Annotated in this window: 16 protein-coding genes; 6 read left to right on the forward strand and 10 right to left on the reverse strand. The window is 43.3% G+C overall.

Annotated features, from left to right (window positions below):
- Positions 1 to 44 precede the first annotated feature (44 nt).
- Together EPB74_RS08690 and uvrC are read left to right on the forward strand one after the other, a co-directional pair.
- On the forward strand, positions 45 to 1,565 hold the full coding sequence (locus EPB74_RS08690) for a DUF3360 family protein (RefSeq protein ID WP_274903847.1): 1,521 nt from the start codon (positions 45 to 47) through the stop codon (positions 1,563 to 1,565).
- A gap of 142 nt (positions 1,566 to 1,707) precedes the next feature.
- Entirely contained in the window at positions 1,708 to 3,552 is a 1,845-nt protein-coding gene (uvrC, locus tag EPB74_RS08695; protein ID WP_274903848.1) for an excinuclease ABC subunit UvrC, read from the forward strand.
- Between the two features lie 146 nt (positions 3,553 to 3,698).
- Here uvrC and EPB74_RS08700 read toward each other — a convergent pair whose 3' ends face one another.
- The 3 genes from EPB74_RS08700 to lgt all read right to left on the reverse strand — a co-directional run bounded on the left by EPB74_RS08700 (position 3,699) and on the right by lgt (position 6,181).
- Positions 3,699 to 4,271, reverse strand: a complete 573-nt coding sequence (locus tag EPB74_RS08700) for a dihydrofolate reductase (RefSeq protein ID WP_274903849.1) — start codon at positions 4,269 to 4,271, stop codon at positions 3,699 to 3,701.
- Between the two features lie 64 nt (positions 4,272 to 4,335).
- A complete protein-coding gene (locus tag EPB74_RS08705; RefSeq protein WP_274903850.1) occupies positions 4,336 to 5,223 on the reverse strand; it encodes a thymidylate synthase in 888 nt (295 codons plus the stop codon).
- A 73-nt stretch (positions 5,224 to 5,296) separates the two neighbouring features.
- On the reverse strand, positions 5,297 to 6,181 hold the full coding sequence (gene lgt, locus EPB74_RS08710) for a prolipoprotein diacylglyceryl transferase (protein ID WP_274903851.1): 885 nt from the start codon (positions 6,179 to 6,181) through the stop codon (positions 5,297 to 5,299).
- A gap of 256 nt (positions 6,182 to 6,437) precedes the next feature.
- Between lgt and EPB74_RS08715 the strand changes: the two genes are divergently transcribed.
- Positions 6,438 to 8,126, forward strand: a complete 1,689-nt coding sequence (locus EPB74_RS08715) for a DUF4139 domain-containing protein (protein WP_274903852.1) — start codon at positions 6,438 to 6,440, stop codon at positions 8,124 to 8,126.
- A gap of 30 nt (positions 8,127 to 8,156) precedes the next feature.
- Entirely contained in the window at positions 8,157 to 8,969 is an 813-nt protein-coding gene (locus EPB74_RS08720; RefSeq protein WP_274903853.1) for an NRDE family protein, read from the forward strand.
- A gap of 90 nt (positions 8,970 to 9,059) precedes the next feature.
- Here the strand turns inward: EPB74_RS08720 and EPB74_RS08725 are convergent, their stop codons facing one another.
- Positions 9,060 to 9,581: an RNA pyrophosphohydrolase gene (locus tag EPB74_RS08725; protein WP_274903854.1), complete on the reverse strand. Its 522-nt coding sequence runs from the start codon at positions 9,579 to 9,581 to the stop codon at positions 9,060 to 9,062.
- A gap of 503 nt (positions 9,582 to 10,084) precedes the next feature.
- Here EPB74_RS08725 and EPB74_RS08730 point away from each other — a divergent pair.
- Together EPB74_RS08730 and EPB74_RS08735 are read left to right on the forward strand one after the other, a co-directional pair.
- A complete protein-coding gene (locus EPB74_RS08730; protein WP_274903855.1) occupies positions 10,085 to 10,498 on the forward strand; it encodes an OsmC family protein in 414 nt (137 codons plus the stop codon).
- Positions 10,499 to 10,512: 14 nt separating this feature from the next.
- Positions 10,513 to 10,938 (forward strand): MAPEG family protein, encoded by a 426-nt coding sequence (locus tag EPB74_RS08735; RefSeq protein WP_274903856.1) that lies wholly within the window; start codon positions 10,513 to 10,515, stop codon positions 10,936 to 10,938.
- A gap of 50 nt (positions 10,939 to 10,988) precedes the next feature.
- On the opposite strand, the gene EPB74_RS08740 is transcribed toward EPB74_RS08735, so the two are convergent.
- From EPB74_RS08740 to hisI, 6 genes are all read right to left on the reverse strand, one after another.
- A complete protein-coding gene (locus EPB74_RS08740) occupies positions 10,989 to 12,047 on the reverse strand; it encodes a tRNA dihydrouridine synthase (RefSeq protein WP_274903857.1) in 1,059 nt (352 codons plus the stop codon).
- Positions 12,048 to 12,132: 85 nt separating this feature from the next.
- Positions 12,133 to 13,632, reverse strand: coding sequence for a UvrD-helicase domain-containing protein (locus EPB74_RS08745; RefSeq protein ID WP_274903858.1), 1,500 nt, complete (start codon positions 13,630 to 13,632; stop codon positions 12,133 to 12,135).
- A gap of 252 nt (positions 13,633 to 13,884) precedes the next feature.
- Positions 13,885 to 14,754, reverse strand: coding sequence for a twin-arginine translocase subunit TatC (tatC, locus tag EPB74_RS08750; protein WP_274903859.1), 870 nt, complete (start codon positions 14,752 to 14,754; stop codon positions 13,885 to 13,887).
- On the reverse strand, positions 14,754 to 15,461 hold the full coding sequence (gene tatB, locus EPB74_RS08755; protein WP_274903860.1) for a Sec-independent protein translocase protein TatB: 708 nt from the start codon (positions 15,459 to 15,461) through the stop codon (positions 14,754 to 14,756). The genes tatC and tatB overlap by 1 nt, the downstream gene beginning before the upstream one ends.
- 35 nt (positions 15,462 to 15,496) lie before the next feature.
- Positions 15,497 to 15,766 (reverse strand): Sec-independent protein translocase subunit TatA, encoded by a 270-nt coding sequence (gene tatA, locus EPB74_RS08760; RefSeq protein ID WP_079692792.1) that lies wholly within the window; start codon positions 15,764 to 15,766, stop codon positions 15,497 to 15,499.
- Between the two features lie 228 nt (positions 15,767 to 15,994).
- The gene (hisI, locus tag EPB74_RS08765; RefSeq protein WP_274903861.1) at positions 15,995 to 16,861 is read right to left on the reverse strand and encodes a phosphoribosyl-AMP cyclohydrolase; all 867 of its coding nucleotides are present in this window, start codon (positions 16,859 to 16,861) and stop codon (positions 15,995 to 15,997) included.
- Positions 16,862 to 17,159 lie beyond the last annotated feature (298 nt).

Raw genomic sequence — 17,159 nt, forward strand, 5'->3', positions numbered from 1 at the left:
TGAACGGGCAGTCACTCAAACATCGGTCGACATAAGGAAATGTGATGAGTGATACACAGCTTCCCGCTTCAGGGTCCAATCCGCAGCACCCAATCCTCTCTGATAGTGATTTGCAAGGTAGCTATGTAGATTTACATAAGCCCAATTCAAGTTTTAAAAATCGTAACGCCTATCTGAACCATGAATTACAAATCATGCAGCCCAAGCGTTGGCGTCCTAATTTGCCGTTCCGTGATTATCGTTTTGAATATGAAGATACGATTCCGGCAATGGCGGCAACCATTGGCAAAGTCGTGATGGTCGGTGCCATTGCCGCCACCTTTGCAGGACCGCTTGGTTTGGGTGATGCCTTTGTACTAGAAAACGTCCGTTATGAGCTGTTAATCGTGGCGTTCTTTGTTATTTTATTCTCAGGTTTTTTGCTACCTACAGCGAATCTTGCGGGTACCCATGGTCCACTAATTCCACTCATTCCCATCGTCGTAGCTGCTGGTGGTCACCCAATGGCTTTCGGTCTGCTTATCGGCGCTTTTGGCTTGTTATTAGCAATAAGTAAGGGCGGTAGTCTGCTGGCAAACTTAACCAGTAAAGGCGTGTGCGGTGGTTTGCTGCTGTACTTGGGCTTCATTGGTACCATCTCTCAAGTTAAAAATCTGTTTACTTGGGCAGAAGGCATCGGTATGGCACATATTGCCTTTGTGGTGATTCTACTCACAATCATACTTTATGCGGTGCTAGAGAATTTTCAAAAACGCTGGCTTGCCGTGCCGCTTAGTTGCTTGCTAGGTGGCGGGGTTGCTTTTGCTATGGGTGCGCCTTTTGCTTTTAAAACAGCACCAGGTCTACCGAATATGAGCCCTATGTATTGGTGGGGAGAAAACACCGGTTGGATGCTAGGATTACCAACGGTTGAGAGCTTTATCGTCGTACTGCCATTTGCGGTGTTGGCGGTAGCGATGTGGTCACCAGACTTTTTGGGTCATCAGGTCTTCCAAAAAATCAGCTATCCTAAACGTACCGAACGTGTGCTGATGGATATTGATGATACGATGACCAGTGCCTCGTTTCGTCAGGTGGTAGGCTCTTTGCTTGGCGGTGCAAACTTTGCCTCCTCATGGGGTACATATATTGTACCAGCAGCGATTGCGAAGCGTCCGATTCCAGCTGGCGCAATTTTGACCGGTATTTTCTGTATCATCGCTGGTGTTTGGGGTTATCCCATGGACTTGGCAATTTGGGAGCCAGTTATGTGTGTGGCGCTCATTGTCGGGGTCTTTATTCCGCTGCTTGAAGCAGGAATGGAGATGACACGTGAAGGTAAAACCACCCAGTCCGCTGCTATTGTGGTTTTTGCCTCAGCGTTGGTAAATCCAGCCTTTGGTTGGTCGATTACCTTGGTGCTTGATAATTTAGGTTTGATTGGCTCTAAAGAGCGTAGTGCCAATTTAACCAAGATGAGCCGCTGGATTATCCCTGTGATTACTTTTGTGATATTAACGGGCGTGATGGCTATCGTTGGTATGTTGCCGGGTATTCCAGCATTAATGCCAAATTTCCGTCATTAGAATTATTGTTATTTTTGCAAAAAAGTCAGCCTTGGTGCTGGCTTTTTTTATGGTTATTGCTAAGCTGATAACTGTTCTTGTAAAACGCTCACTATCGCCCCATAAATAGCTGTATATCAGTATCTTGAGAGCAATAAATTCTATGGTCAATGTCTCAGCATCGAGTCCCGTCGACGATAAAAAAGCCCGTCTGAAGCATTTAATCCAGCGCCTGCCAAATTTGCCAGGGGTCTATAAAATGCTGGGTAAAAATGGCGATATCTTATACGTCGGTAAGGCAAAATCGCTTAAAAGTCGTGTGAACAGCTACTTTGCTAAGACGATTGATCATCCGAAGACGCGTGCACTGGTAGCACGGATTCATAATATCGAAACCATTATTACTCGTAGCGAAACCGAAGCCCTGCTACTTGAGCAAAACCTGATTAAAGAGCATCGTCCGCCTTATAACGTGCTACTGCGCGATGATAAATCCTATCTTTACGTGTTTATTTCAGCAGATAAGCCCTATCCAAGATTGGCTTATGGGCGCGGCAAGGGCAATCATCAAAAAGGGCGCTTTTTTGGACCTTTCCCTTCCGCACATGCCGCAAAAGAGACGTTAGTCTTGATGCAAAAAATGTTTCAAATGCGCCAATGTACCAATACGTTTTTTAAGCAGCGTAAGCGCCCTTGTCTTGAATATCAAATTAAACGCTGCCGTGCGCCCTGTGTGGGCTTGGTATCAGCTGATGAATATGCAGAAGACGTCAGCAATACCATTCGTTTTTTAAAGGGTGATTCTAGTGATATTCATAGCGCGCTGATTGAAAAAATGGAAGCTTCTGCGGAAGAATTAGATTTTGAAAAAGCGGTGTTTTATCGCGATCAGCTGTCTATGCTGCGTGAGGTACAAGCTAAGCAAGCTGTTTATACCGTACAAGGTGAGGCGGATGTGATTGCTATTGCCAGTCAAGCAGGCATGACTTGTGTCAACGTCTTGACCGTACGTGGCGGACGTGTACTTGGCGGTAAGAATTACTTCCCCGATGTTGATAGCAGCGAGCCGCTTGCTGATAATTTATCGGCATTTATCACCTCGTTTTATTTTCAGGTAACTGATGACTTACCAGCAGAAATCATGTTGAGTCATGAACTACCGGATCAGGTTGCGGTCAGTGAAGCGCTGGCGAGCCATTTTGGTAGTAAAGTCGTCATCAAAACCAGCGTCCGTGAGCACCGTGCCGAATGGTTAGACTTAGCCAAGCTTAATACTAATAATGCCTTAAAAACCAAGCTTGGCGATTATTTAGAGTTGCATGCGCGTTTTGGCGCACTCAAAGACGTCTTGGCTGACGTCACTGATCGAACCATTGATCGGATTGAGTGCTTTGATATCTCGCACACGATGGGTGAGGCGACCATCGGTAGCTGTGTAGTCTTTGACCAAGGTGGTTCGCGTCGCCGTGATTATCGTCAGTATGCGATTCATGACATTGTCGGTGGTGATGATTATGCCGCCATGAAGCAAGTGCTGACCCGTCGTTATAAGAAGCAGCCGCTGCCTGACTTGCTGCTTATCGATGGCGGTAAAGGTCAGCTTGGAATAGCCAAAGAAGTACTGACAGAGCTGGGTATTCTTGCTGATACCTTGCTGATTAGCGTGGCAAAAGGAGAAGGGCGTAAGGCTGGGCTTGAAGTATTGCACTTTATTGATCATGAGCCGCTTGATTTACCCATGGATAGCAAAGCGCTGCATTTATTGATGCATATTCGTGATGAGGCGCATCGTTTTGCCATCACCGCGCATCGTAAAAAGCGTGATAAGCGCCGTTCATCGTCAGTGCTAGAGGTCATACCAGGATTGGGTGAAAAGCGCCGTCGTGACTTGCTCAATCATTTTGGCGGATTGCAGCAATTGCTAGGCGCATCGCAGCAAGAGTTGGCAGGCGTGCAGGGTATTGGACCAATTTTGGCGAAAACGGTCTATAAGGTTTTGCACGAGTAACTTCATTAATATAAGCTAAATCGGAGCTTCTTATAATATAAAATGAATTATAGAAATAAATTGAATCCGCCAAATAAAATTGGGGCTGTTCTAGATAACCCTAGAACAGCCCCAGTTTTTTTGGTTTTTTTAACGGTAGCACTTTATTATTCAGCAACTTTATTCTTATAAGTCACAAATCTAAAATCTAACTCACTTTTATCATCGTGCATCTGCTCAGACCCTTCTGTTATTTCAAATTCGCTTGGCAGTTCGGGGTAAAATGCTTCGCCATCAGTAATTTCAGTATCGACATGAGTCAGCTCGATACGGTCGGTATACATCAACGCATCGCTAAAAACGCGCTCGCCGCCAATTACCCAAATCGTATCAATATGCGCACCATGAGCGAGACTTGCTGCTTGGGTCAGGGCATCGTCTAAATTATGTACCACATAAGCGTTATCTTTGCCGACAAGGCCTTTTTGCTCAGCATAATCTAGCTGGGTACTAATAATAAAACTAACACGTTTTGGCAAAGGTTTACTGCCCATCGATTCAAACGTCTTGCGACCCATAATGACGATGCCTTGTATCGCGCCATCATTTGGTTTGGTTGTCATACTTTTAAAATGCTGCAAGTCGGCTGAGATATGCCACGGTAGCTCATTGTCTTTACCAATACAGCGATTGCTACTGATAGCTGCGATTTGGGCAACTTCGGTGTTGGCATAACTCATAACGTATCCTTTTTATTAGCTTCTAAAATGCAGGTTTTATTTAAAACAGTCAATAAGACCAACGCTATACAGCAACCTTTGCTTTGATAGCAGGATGCGACTCGTAACCAGCAACGTTGATATCTTCATATTTGAAAGCAAAAATATCTTTAACATCAGGATTGAGCGTCAATGTTGGCAGCGTATACAGCGAGCGCGTCAACTGTAAATCGACTTGCTCACGGTGGTTTTGATAGATATGACAATCGCCACCCGTCCAGATAAATTCGCCAACTTCTAGGCCGCAAACTTGCGCCACCATATGGGTAAGCAAAGCATAGCTAGCGATATTAAACGGCACCCCTAGGAATAAATCGGCTGAGCGCTGATAGAGCTGGCAAGAGAGTTTATTGTCCGCGACAAAAAACTGAAACATCGTATGACAAGGTGGCAAGGCGACTTGTTCTGCCTCACCTGGATTCCAGCCAGAGACGATCAAACGGCGCGAATTGGGGTTGGTCTTTATTTGCTCGATGACTTGGGTAATTTGATCGACGCCATCAAAATTGTAATGACCATCTGCGCTTTTAGTTGCCCCGTAATTACGCCATTGATGACCATAAATAGGACCTAAATCGCCAGCAGGACGATTGAAGCGTGCGGTTTGCTCGCTGGTTGCCCATTCGTTCCAAATACGCACGCCGTTTTCTTGCAAGTAATCGACGTGGGTACTGCCACTTAAAAACCATAGAAGCTCATAAGTAATGGACTTAAGATGCACTTTTTTGGTGGTTAATAAGGGGAAACCGTCTGTTAAATTAAAACGTAGCTGTGCGCCAAAGTGGCTGAGCGTACCGGTTCCAGTACGATCACCTTTTTCGGTGCCATGAGTCATGACGTGTTTTAGCAAGTCTAAATAGGCTTGCTCGTTTTTAATCTGCTCGGTTTTAATAATAACGTTGTTCATGGTCATAAAGTTACTCTTCTACGCTGTTCAAACGCATCGTTGATATCGTTCTTAAGGTAATGCTGAAGGAAGATAAAGCTTAATAAGCTGACTGCTTACCCCAATCATAGATGCCGCGTTTATAAGCATAAATCAGCATGATTAAGCCAGCGATGATCATCGGTGCGCTTAATAGTTGTCCTTTGGTCATCCAGCCTAATAAAACAAATCCTTGGTCAACGTCAGGCTGACGGAAGAATTCGATGATAAAGCGGCTGATACCGTAGCCTAGTAAGAACACAGCAGAGGCGGCCATACGTGGACGCGGCTTGGATGAATACCACCATAAGAAGATAAATAGTAGCAGACCTTCGGCAAAGGCTTCGTATAGCTGCGATGGGTGACGCGGCAGCACATACTGACCATTAACCTCAATCATCAATTCTTGCAATTGTGGATTGCTCTGTAATTGCTCCATATCAAAAGCAGCCGCTTGCGGGAAATAGGTCAGCCAGTTATAGCCACCGTCTGATACGCGCCCCCATAGCTCACCGTTAATATAGTTGCCGATGCGACCAAATAGTAAACCGGTTGGCACACAAGGAACGATAAAATCGAATACTTGGAAAGTGGTTTTTTTATATTTGCGCGCAAAGAACCACATACCTAGCATGACGCCAATAAAGCCGCCGTGGAAAGACATACCGCCTTCCCAAACCTTTAATAGGTATGCGGGGTTTTGTAGTAGCTCGCCGAATTGATAAAACAACACATAGCCAATACGACCGCCTAAAATAACGCCAAGCGCACCATAAAAGACCAAATCAGACACCATATCGGTGGTCCAATTATCGCTTTTTGTGCTGCGATACCAAGCCAGACCATAAGCTGCGGCAAATGCCAGCAAATACATTAGGCCATACCAGTGCACTTCTACTGGACCCAAGGACAGTGCTACAGGATCGTACTGAGGATGAATTATCATAAAGGTATCATAATTATTAATAATAGAATGCTGGTCATAATAGCAAAATTCAACCCTTACGAACACTACCGTCTGTTCAAAATAAAAGACGGTTAGCTATCACAGCAGCACGGTATTTTTTCTAACGCTAATCGACACTATGGTTATTGAAGCGGACTATTGCAGCGAATTATGGAACTAGATAAGTGAATGGATAGCAAAGCACTAAAAAAACCGATAAGATGAAAAAAAGCGCATCAATTTCTAAGGAATCATTATGCACACTAATTTATCACCGCGATCACCTTTGCACGATAAAAAATTAAAAACAAAGTTTGATGCGTTAATCTTAAATAGTAACTTTAAATTGAAAACACTGCCATTATCAGTGCTATACACAGTGGCATCAGGCTTAACGGTTTTTGTTCCTGTAACCGTGCAAGCGGCAAACAGTAGTATCGAACAAATTATAATTTATCAAGGTTTAGCCAGTGTGACTCGCGCCTTGCCAATCAGCGGCAGCGGTGAGCAGACACTGGTTTTTTCTTGCTTATCGCCTGCTATTGAACCAGATAGTATCAGCGTACAAGCACTGGGTAATGTCAATATTGGTGAGGTTAGTATTGAGACGCTAAGCGGTGAACAAGCAGCGCAATGTCAATATCAAGGTGATGCTAACGTACAGACTCAGCAGAATAATCTAACCAATATCAGCGCCGAATTAGAAGCAGCGCGTTTGACCAAAGCCTATTTGCAAAACCTGACTAAAGTGACGCAGATAACTACAGCTGGCACGCTTGCTAATAATGCACGCGATTTAGAGACACAAGCTGCCAGTATTAATAAAAAGATTGTAGAGCTGCAAAAGCAAGAAGCTCGTGCTAAAGACGCCTTAAATCAATTGGTCGCGGGCAGTACCACCTCGGCACAGAATAACGTGACCCAAGTAAGTGTGCGTATCGCCAGTCGTTCTGCAAGCAGCGTTAAACTGCATTATCAAGTACGCGGTGCAAGTTGGGAGCCAACCTATCAAGCACGCTTAAATACCGATAGTAAGCAGCTTAATATCACCGCCTCTGCGATCATTGCCCAACAAACAGGCGAGAATTGGAACAATGTACCCGTTATTTTAAGTACCGTTAATCCCAATCAAACGACAACCAGTCAACTGCCAAGAGTCGAGCGCTTGTCGTTATATGAAGAGCGCCAAGATAAATTGGCTCGCTATGCACAACCCATGATGGAGAGTGAATCTGCACCAGTCGTCGTTTCTGCTAGAGCTAGCTATGGCGGCGCGTCTGGAGCAGATATGCCGCCGTTACCCAGCTTTACGGTTAGCAGTCAAAATAAAAACGGCATCACCGAATATCGGCTACCGCAGCGCGTGAGTATTCCTAGTGATGGCAGGCGGGTACGTACGGTTATTGATGAGCAATCGGGTACCAGTAAGCTATGGTTACGTAGTACACCCAGTGCCGAAGCTGCCGCTTATTGGTATGCATCTGCGCCGTTTTTGACACCAGCTTGGGCTAACGGTTCGTTGCAACTGTACCGCGACGATAACTATGTTGGACAGTCGCAGTATGATTATCAGAGTTTAAAAGAGCAGGGCATTGGTTTTGGTGTTGATCCTAGTTTGCTAGTGAAACAGCTCACTGATGAAAACAAACAAGGCGATAAAGGCGTGTTTAATCGTCAACAAACCAAAACTATTACTCAGGCTTATCAATTTACCAATCAGCACAATCGCAGCGTACGCTTGCAAGTGTTAGGAGCAGAGCCGGTCAGTAGCGATGACAGTATTAAAGTAACCGCGACCCATACACCAGCCATTAGCCAAAAAGACTGGAACGATAATAAGGGCATGGTTGCTTGGGAGTTTGATTTGCCGAGTAAGCAATCTCAAGTACTGCAATCGACCTATCAAATTAGCTACCCTGCGGATAAAAAATTAAACACCAATTAAATGCTGAAAATATCAATATAAAGGAATGTTATGTGTATTGTCGCCATTGCTTGGCAGTTATTTGATGAGCTACCTTTGGTTTTATTGTCCAATCGTGATGAGTTTTTACAGCGTCCGACAGAGCCGCTGCATCAATGGATAGATCAGCCTATTTATGCGGGACGCGATAAGCAAAGTGGCGGTACTTGGCTGGGCATTCACCAACAGCAGCAGACGAATTTTCACCAACAAAATGGACGCTGGGCGGCGGTATTGAACTTTCGTGATGGTGTACAGGCAAGTAATAATGAGCGCTCGCGTGGTGAATTAGTGACTGATTTTTTAACCAGTACTTTAAGCCCGATGGACTTTGCAAGGCAAATTAATCTGCAAGACTACGCAGGATTTAACCTTATTATTGGTAATAGCAAGCAAGCGGTTGTCGTTAATAACCGCGGTCATGCACCGACACCGTTACATGCAGGCTTACACGTCTTCTCTAATGGTCAGCCAGAAGAAGGTTGGTTTAAAACTGAGCGGCTACGCGGTCGGCTACGCCAAGAGGTATTACCATTAATTAGCGAGAACAGCGCACATGAGTATTGGCAAGAGGCTGCTTTTTCTGTCATGTCGGACAATACCACCGCGCCAGTAGATAATCTCCCCGATACTGGTATCGATATAAAAATAGAACAAGCACTGTCGTCTATTTATATTGAAGGTGCAAATTTGACAGGTATTACTCCTATAGCATTGCCAAGCTATGGCACCCGTACCCAAAGTATTCTAACCTTACTTCGTCAAGAAAGCGCGTCAGATAAAAAAATCCAAGCGGAAATTATTAGTCGTGAATGCAAACATTGAGCAGAATTAACATAAAAAAATCCCCATAGTAATGATGAACAATCAATATGGGGATTTTTTATTCTAAAATTGTCGAAGCAATCAGTGACCTTATTTCACCAACAAATGGTTGTTTTGTTCTGGAATAATAAGTTCTTGTTTGAGCGGTAGTTCGGGCACCAATTCTTGCAAGGCGCGGCGATATACCCCACGTTTAAAGTGAATCACTTGTCCGAGTGGATACCAGTAGCTGACCCATTGCCAGTTGTCAAATTCTGGTTTTCCTTCATCAAAGCGGATATGTTGGGTGTTCGGCTCATCTAAGCGTAGCAAAAACCATTTTTGTTTTTGCCCAATACACAAAGGATACTGCCCATGGCGCACATAGCGCTTTGGCAAGCGGTAGCGCAACCAATCTTGCGTGACCGCCAGTAGATCCACATGACGTGGATGTAGACCGACCTCTTCCCAGAGCTCGCGATACATCGCATCCATCGGCGTCTCCCCGCAGTCGATGCCACCTTGAGGGAACTGCCAAGCGTTGTGACCAATGCGTTTTGCCCACAGAACTTGCCCTTGTGTATTTGCCAAGATGATGCCGACATTGGCACGAAAGCCGTCTGCATCTATCATGACTTAACCTTTTAAATTGTTTAAAACAGCTTATCTTGACATGACACACTGACCGCAATCATAATTATTATAGGGTGATCGTTGTCGATATCAGGTCAAAATAAGATTCATTACCGTTATTAAACCAAGAAACAAGCCAAATGTGTAACAGTATTTTGCTATAAAATGTTTCACGAGTTTAGTTATTTAAAATAAAGTAATTATATAGGGGTATATAAATAGACTTTTGTGAATTTTTTTAACAAACTATTTTGATGAATTTGTACTTCTGTTTGTTGGTTTTTACTTCGTTTATGCTGGCAGATACACCATATATGCTAACTTAATGGTACAAGACAATGCTTCATAAAATCTCGTTTTAGCTTATGTTACACTAGTCATATTCTACTTATCTCAATCAATAATAAAACACTAAGTTAATGAAGTTGGCTAATGAAATAAGCCAATAAAAAATATTCTATTCGCGATTAACTATCTACCAATTAAAACAAGGGTTCGCCAAAATGTCAGAGTCAAAAGCAAGTGTTACGTGGCAAGAAAACAAAGCCTTTATGGGTATATCACCATCAGGTCATAACGTCCAAATCGATGCCGATAAAGAAAAAGGCGCAAGCCCGATGGAGCTGATTTTATTAGGGCTTGGCGGTTGTGCCAGTTATGACGTGGTATCGATTTTACAAAAATCTCGTCAAGAAGTAACAGATGTAAGCTGTGAGCTGACAGCCCAACGTGCCGAAACTGTACCAGCTGTTTATACGGATATTCATATGCACTTTACTGTGAAGGGACAAGACATCAAAGAAAGCCAAGTAGAAAGGGCAATAAAACTGTCAGCAGAAAAATACTGCTCAGCCAGCCGAATGCTGGTACAAGGTGGGGTTAATGTGACACACGATTTTGAAGTTATCGCAGGATAAAGGCAAACATACTCATGAATTCATTTTTTGGATTGGTCTCTGATACCGCAGCGTCTGCCATTTGGGCGATGATAGTGGCAAGTCTGTTGCCATTAGCAATGGCATTAACTGCAAAAGCGCTCGGCGGCTTTAACTTGACTGACAATGCCCATCCGCGAGAGTTTTTACAAGGTACAACGGGCATGGCAGCGCGCGCTAATGCAGCACAGCAAAATAGCTATGAGACATTGCCAGTCTTTTTGGCAGCGGTATTGGTAGCGATGCTGTTTTTTGTTCCACAACCTATTATCAATGCGCTGGCGTGGCTATATGTCTTGATTCGTATTGGTTTTTGCGTGGCATATATTACCAATTTGGCAATGTTTCGTTCCATTCTTTGGGTATTATCGATTATCTGTTGCCTCATGCTCTTCTATTTAGCCATTCGGGTTAGTTTTTAACTGAATGTATTTAATTAATGGCATTATTTTATAATAAAAGCAGCCGATTATTACCGTGCGCTGGCTTGCAAAGCATGGATAATTGCTGCTTTATTTTTTTCTCGTTTGATACTGTCCCACAGTATTTGAGCCTCGCTATAGCTTTTGGTCAGCATGCCAAGCCACTGCTTATAACGACCGACTAATATCACTTCGCTTTTCGCTGCGCCTTCTAAAAACTTAATCTGATGAGCAATCAGATCTTGCCATAATAATGTTGTCGTATTTTCTGGATTTTGGCGATTGTCATTATCAACTTGTGCAATCAAGTCGGGACGGGTGACGGCGCCGCGACCTAACATTAAATGCGCTGTCCCTGCTTGCGCCATACAGTTTTGCGCGTGCTCCGCGTTCCATATCTCACCATTGGCAATTATCGGAATACTAAGCGCATTAAAATTTTGAATCTTATCCCAATAAGCAGGTGGTTTATAGCCTTGGGTTTTCGTCCGCGCATGAATGGTCAGCCAATCGGCGCCGCTCACAGCAATCGCCCCGCGAATATCATCCATGCGACTGCTATCGGTATAGCCCAAGCGAATCTTTGCTGATACGGGGACATGGGCAGGAACGGCTTGACGTACGGCACTGATAATATCGTACATGACATTAGGCTCATCAAGTAAAACTGAGCCACCGCGATGGCTATTTACGGTTTTGGCAGGACAACCAAAATTGATGTCAATTGCAGGCGCACCAAGCTCACAGGCGTAAGCAGCATTTTCTGCCATAAGCTGTGCTTCGCTTCCTAGTAGCTGGATATGAATCGGTGTACCAGATGCTGTTTTGGCGTCATGATGCAGCTCAGGAACATATTTATAAAACACATGCGCAGGCAAGACATGCTGGGTGACACGAATAAATTCGCTGACCGACCAATCATAAGGACGACCTAAATCTGTGGCAATTTGAGTCAATATCTGCCGCATTAATGGATCGGTTAAGCCCTCCATAGGAGCAAGTAGGCGGACAGGATTGGTGAATAAGTTTTGTATGGTTTTTTGGCGCTCTTGTAGTGGCTGAGATAATTGAGATAACGGTTGAGGTAAATTAGGCTGCTGATTATTCATGGCTTATTGTTCATTATCTATTGATGAGGCATTATCATTATAAGTTGGCACAATCAAAATCTATTCGATGGCATAAATCGCAAGGTTAAGAATTGCCAAAAATCACCTTCTTCCCCGTCTGCAAACCTGATATCAAGTCTTTAATATTATGGATGTCCAAATTACTTTGGGCACGCGTACAAGCGACATAGAGCAAGCGTAGCTCTTCTGGGCTGATTTTTACCGCATTGGTCGTCACATCATAATAAAAATCATCATCTAGTTGTACTTTGCCCCATTCAAGCCCTTTAGCTTTATGGGCAGTTGAGATGACGTAATCGGCATTCTCAATACTTGATAAGCTATTGACCGCTTGGCTCAACACATTGGTACCATGATCATCGACCAATTTGACCAGCGTTTTTAGGTCGCTACCTTCATTGGTTTCAGAATACTCTTGTACATCACTCCAATTATAAAAATACGCCAGCTCAGGTACGCCATATGCTGATTTACCGTTTTTTAGGTTTTCGGCTGCCTGACAGAATTTGAGCATACGGTCAGTATCAGCTTGTAGCGCCACCCGATGTCCAAGCTTCAGACCAGTCAGTAATTGAGACATAGCAGCGGCATTGGTACGACAAAGGATGGCATCCTTTTTACTATGTACCATGCCTTTTTCAGTAGAAGATTGTTTCTTAGGATTGCCTTTTAGCGGTACATCTTCTTGCAATGCCTTTAATAGCGTATTGGCAATGTCGGCAATCGGTTCACCAAAACGAAAGGACTGCGTCAACAAGGTTTGCGGCAGTGGCAGCTGTTTCATGGCATTGACTGCCCCGCGCCACTCATAAATCTGTTGGTGAGCGTCGCCCACATAAATCACTTGCCGTGGCTGCTGGGTCAGAATTCCCATCATCAATGGATCTGCATCTTGTGCTTCATCAAATAAGATAAAATCCGCAGGAATACTTGGTTTTGACAATGCCCAAAGTTTAAGATAAATATCATGACCGATACCAGCAGGGTGGCGTGCATCAATCGACTGTAGCCAGCGCTGCTCCACGGCAGGGTAGAGCATCTCACGTAGCTGCTCGGCATCTGAGGCATCAAGCCAGTTTGGAAACAAGATATGCCTTGGCGCAGGGTAGCTGGCATGCGTGCTACAAAAATTGCTTACGGCATCACTGACGAAACGCGATAACCGTGCTGGAGTCAAAGTAATATATTTATTTACCCCATCCATCTGCCGACGGATTTGTACCGGTTGCAAGCCCAAATCATCCCCAAGGCGTTTGGGTGAGAAGCGCGGCAAAGACAGTTTAGCAGTGATATCGCGGGGTACGTGGCGGTAGGCGAGTGAGTGAAAAGTACGACAGTCCACATGTGACGGAAACTTTGAGCGCGCATCATTAGCAATGGCTTTGTTAAAGGCTAAATACAAGCCGCGTCCACGCAAGCGCTCACCGATGAGCTTCAAGGTCGTCGTTTTACCGGCACCGGCATAGGCGACCACTTTAAATGACTTATGATCCATCGCCATATTAAGCGCGTTTAGCTGCTCATCAGTGGGATCGCTCATATAAGCTGGCATAGATGCGGACATAACAAAGCTACCTAAAAGACTAGAATGTGGACAAAAATAATGGGGGTAAAAAAAGCCACTGCATAGACAATGGCTGATGAGTAATAATGGACGTTATCGTAAGATACTTATGACTGTAAACGACGATGATAAAAATACGTGAAGCGACAATTCATTTAGAAAAAAAATGCACATAGAAATCAATGTAAGGTGAGTCATATTACCAGATTAAATGGTTGGCTATTTTTTTGAAAAAATTTCTAATAAGGAAATTTATTCCTTGTTCAATTCTTTATTTACTGCCGCTAAAGCAGTATTGCGATCCTCTTTAATTAAGATTTTCGCTAAAAATAAACCCAGCTCAAATAACAACCACATGGGAATAGCCAGCATTAGCATCGACACGCCATCAGGCGGAGTGACGACGGCAGCAACGGCAAAACAGCCGACAATAATGTAACGACGTTTATCTTCTAAGCCCTGAATGGAGACGATGCCGACCAATATCAACAGCAAGGTGACGACTGGAATCTCAAAAGTTAAGCCAAATACCATAAAGAGCTTGAGCGCAAAGCTCAGATAACTGTCGATGTCTGTCATTGGCAAGACGTTCTGCGGGGCGAACATGATAAAGAATTTTAGGACGCCTTTGAGTACAATAAAATAAGCAAAAGCCACCCCAGAATAAAATAAAAATATAGAGGATAGCAGTACTGGAATAGCGACTTTTTTCTCTTTTTTATATAAGCCTGGAGCTACAAACGACCAAATTTGATACAGGATATAAGGCATAGCAAAGAATGCGGCTACAAATATCGTTAAGCGTATTGGTGCCATAAAGTTTGAAGTGATATCTGTGGCAATCATCGTTGAGTTGGCAGGTAACTGGGCAACCAAGGGGTCCGATAAAAAATCATACAACTCACGTGAAAATCCAACTAACGCTAAAAATATAATCAGTACGGCAACGCATATTTTAATTAGATGTATACGTAACTCAATTAAATGCTCAGTGATAGGCATATCAGCCAATGAGCTTAATATGTCGCCCGAATCATTACTATTTTCCGACTCTGTCTCGGTTTCAATGGCTGAGTCTGTCAGCTTTTCTTGGCGGCTTTTTTGACGTTTAAATAAACCCACTATTTACTCTCCTGCTTGTTGGCAGAAGACTGTTTATTTAAATGGTTGTTTAAAGGGCTATCTAAACCACTGTTTAATAAAATATCTGCTTTATAGTTCGGTAAATAGGGCGCTGTAGGCAAGCGCCGCGCTTTATCATAAGTACCAAGGCGGAACCACATATTTTCCCACGGTTTGGTGGTGATAATTTGAGCGATTTGATCTGAATTGTCTTTGATATCATTGGAGTCAGTTTTTAAATTGTCATCAGACACTTTTGACTGGTCATTTTGCTGATAGCTGTAGTCAAATGTTTTTGGCGTGGCTGACTCATGATTGCTTTGATCACTGTTATTACTCTTTTCTTTATCATTGGCGTCTTCATTATTGGCGTCATACTCTTCATCAGTTACGGCATTATGCGTGGTTTTTAAATGCTGGTTTTGCGAAGATTCAAACTCTTGCATACTGCCGCGCATCTCGGCCATTTCGCGTCTCATCTCGGCTTCAGTTTGGCGAATTTTGGCCAGCTCTTTTTGCATTTGCTGCCGAGTCTCAGCTAAGTCGAGCTCAGCTTCTATTTCAGACTGTAGCGTAGAGACCGTACGGCGGATTTTGGCATACCATTGCCCAGCCGTACGCGCCGCTTGGGGCAGCTTTTCTGGCCCCAAGACAATTAAGGCGATGACGCCAAAAAGCAATAATTCAGAAAACCCAATATCAAACATAAGCGTTAAATATCACTATCTAGATGCAGCACGCATTACACCTTGTGGTTATCATCAGTAGTGGAGTTGATGTTAGCATCGTCCACTTTATTCGTTGTCGCATGGTTTGTTGGTCGTGCATTGCCATCATGATCAAGGACTACGTGCTTCTTAGCATGCTCGGTATTTTCGTCTTTGACCGCTTCTTTAAAGCCTTTGACGGCACCGCCCAAATCTTTGCCAGCATTTCTAAGCTTCGAGGTGCCAAATACGACCACCACTACCACCAATAAAATCAGCCAATGCGTAATAGAAAAACTACCCATAAAGGTATCCTTATGTCTTGGTTTTCAGTCTTTGTATGCCTACTTTGGGTTTATCGAATATCGTTATACTCAATAAAAATCTTCGACATACAATGCGAAGTAAAACAGAGTTATATTATAACCTGCACTTGTGACAAAAAGGTGAAAGCAACAATAATCAAACAGGGTAGTAGCTTATAACCACTGCCCACATTATTGAGATTAATAATGCTATCGAACTTATAAAGGCTATCGAGCCGCTTTTTCATCAATACCTGATAAGCCAAAACGTCGTCCTAGCTCATTTAATACCGTATTCGATTCTATATCGAACCATGCCAGTCCAACTAAGGTATGAAACCAGACGTCCGCCACTTCATAAATGAGCTCATTGCGCGCCTCGTCATATTGCGCTTTGTTAGTACTTTCATCGCAATTGGCAAAGTCTTTAGCCGCAATAATGCTTTCGGTGCTTTCTTCACCAACTTTCTCTAATATTTTATTCAGACCTTTGGCGTATAGACTTGCCACATAAGAACTATCAGCATCTGCTTGTTTGCGCTCTGCTAATACCTTATCAAGCTGCTGTAAAATAGAATGGGTCGCAACTTTAACTTGGCTGTCAGAGTTTGCAATAATATTAGGAGCTTTGTTGACGTTATCAGAATCTGTATCAATGACAGTATCTTGATGAGTAGCGCTGACGGCTGTATCAGATTTATAAATTTCTGCCGGATCTTTTAATACTTTATCGACTGTTTGCCATGCAGGCGTTTGCCCAGATAAATCTAAACGTTGATAAAAACAAGATTCGCGACCCGTATGACAAGCGATACCACCAGCCTGAGTGACGCTAAGCACAATCACATCGGCATCGCAATCTAAACGAATATCGTGCACTTGCTGAGTATGTCCTGATGACTCGCCTTTATGCCATAATTTAGCACGCGAACGCGAAAAATAAACCGCCGTTTGTGTTTGCGCAGTCAATTGTAACGCTTCGGCATTCATCCAAGCCATCATCAAAATACGTCCTGACTGCAAGTCTTGGGCAATTGCAGGAATCAAACCATCAGCATTAAAACTTACGGCAGTCAGCCAAGCAGGTAAAGTCATAATTTATCTGTCTTATTATCAGTAGAAAGTAGTAAAAGGGTGGTCAAATAACAGCAGTCAGGATTTATTATGCGCTATGTTAAAGCTTTATCAAGACGCAATATATACTTAAACATAGCTGAGACTGACATTCAATATTTTAAATCAGTAAATAAGCGCCAATTATACCTGAGCTAAATTTTGATAAATCAATAATTGTAAATTAGCCCCAAGTTATTTGTGAATATTTAAAATGTACTTCTTAGGATTTTATTTATAAAAACTTAGGGTGTAAATATGAGTTAAATGCTATTTTTTT

The organism is Psychrobacter sp. DAB_AL62B (assembly GCF_028895345.1).
GTDB lineage: Bacteria > Pseudomonadota > Gammaproteobacteria > Pseudomonadales > Moraxellaceae > Psychrobacter.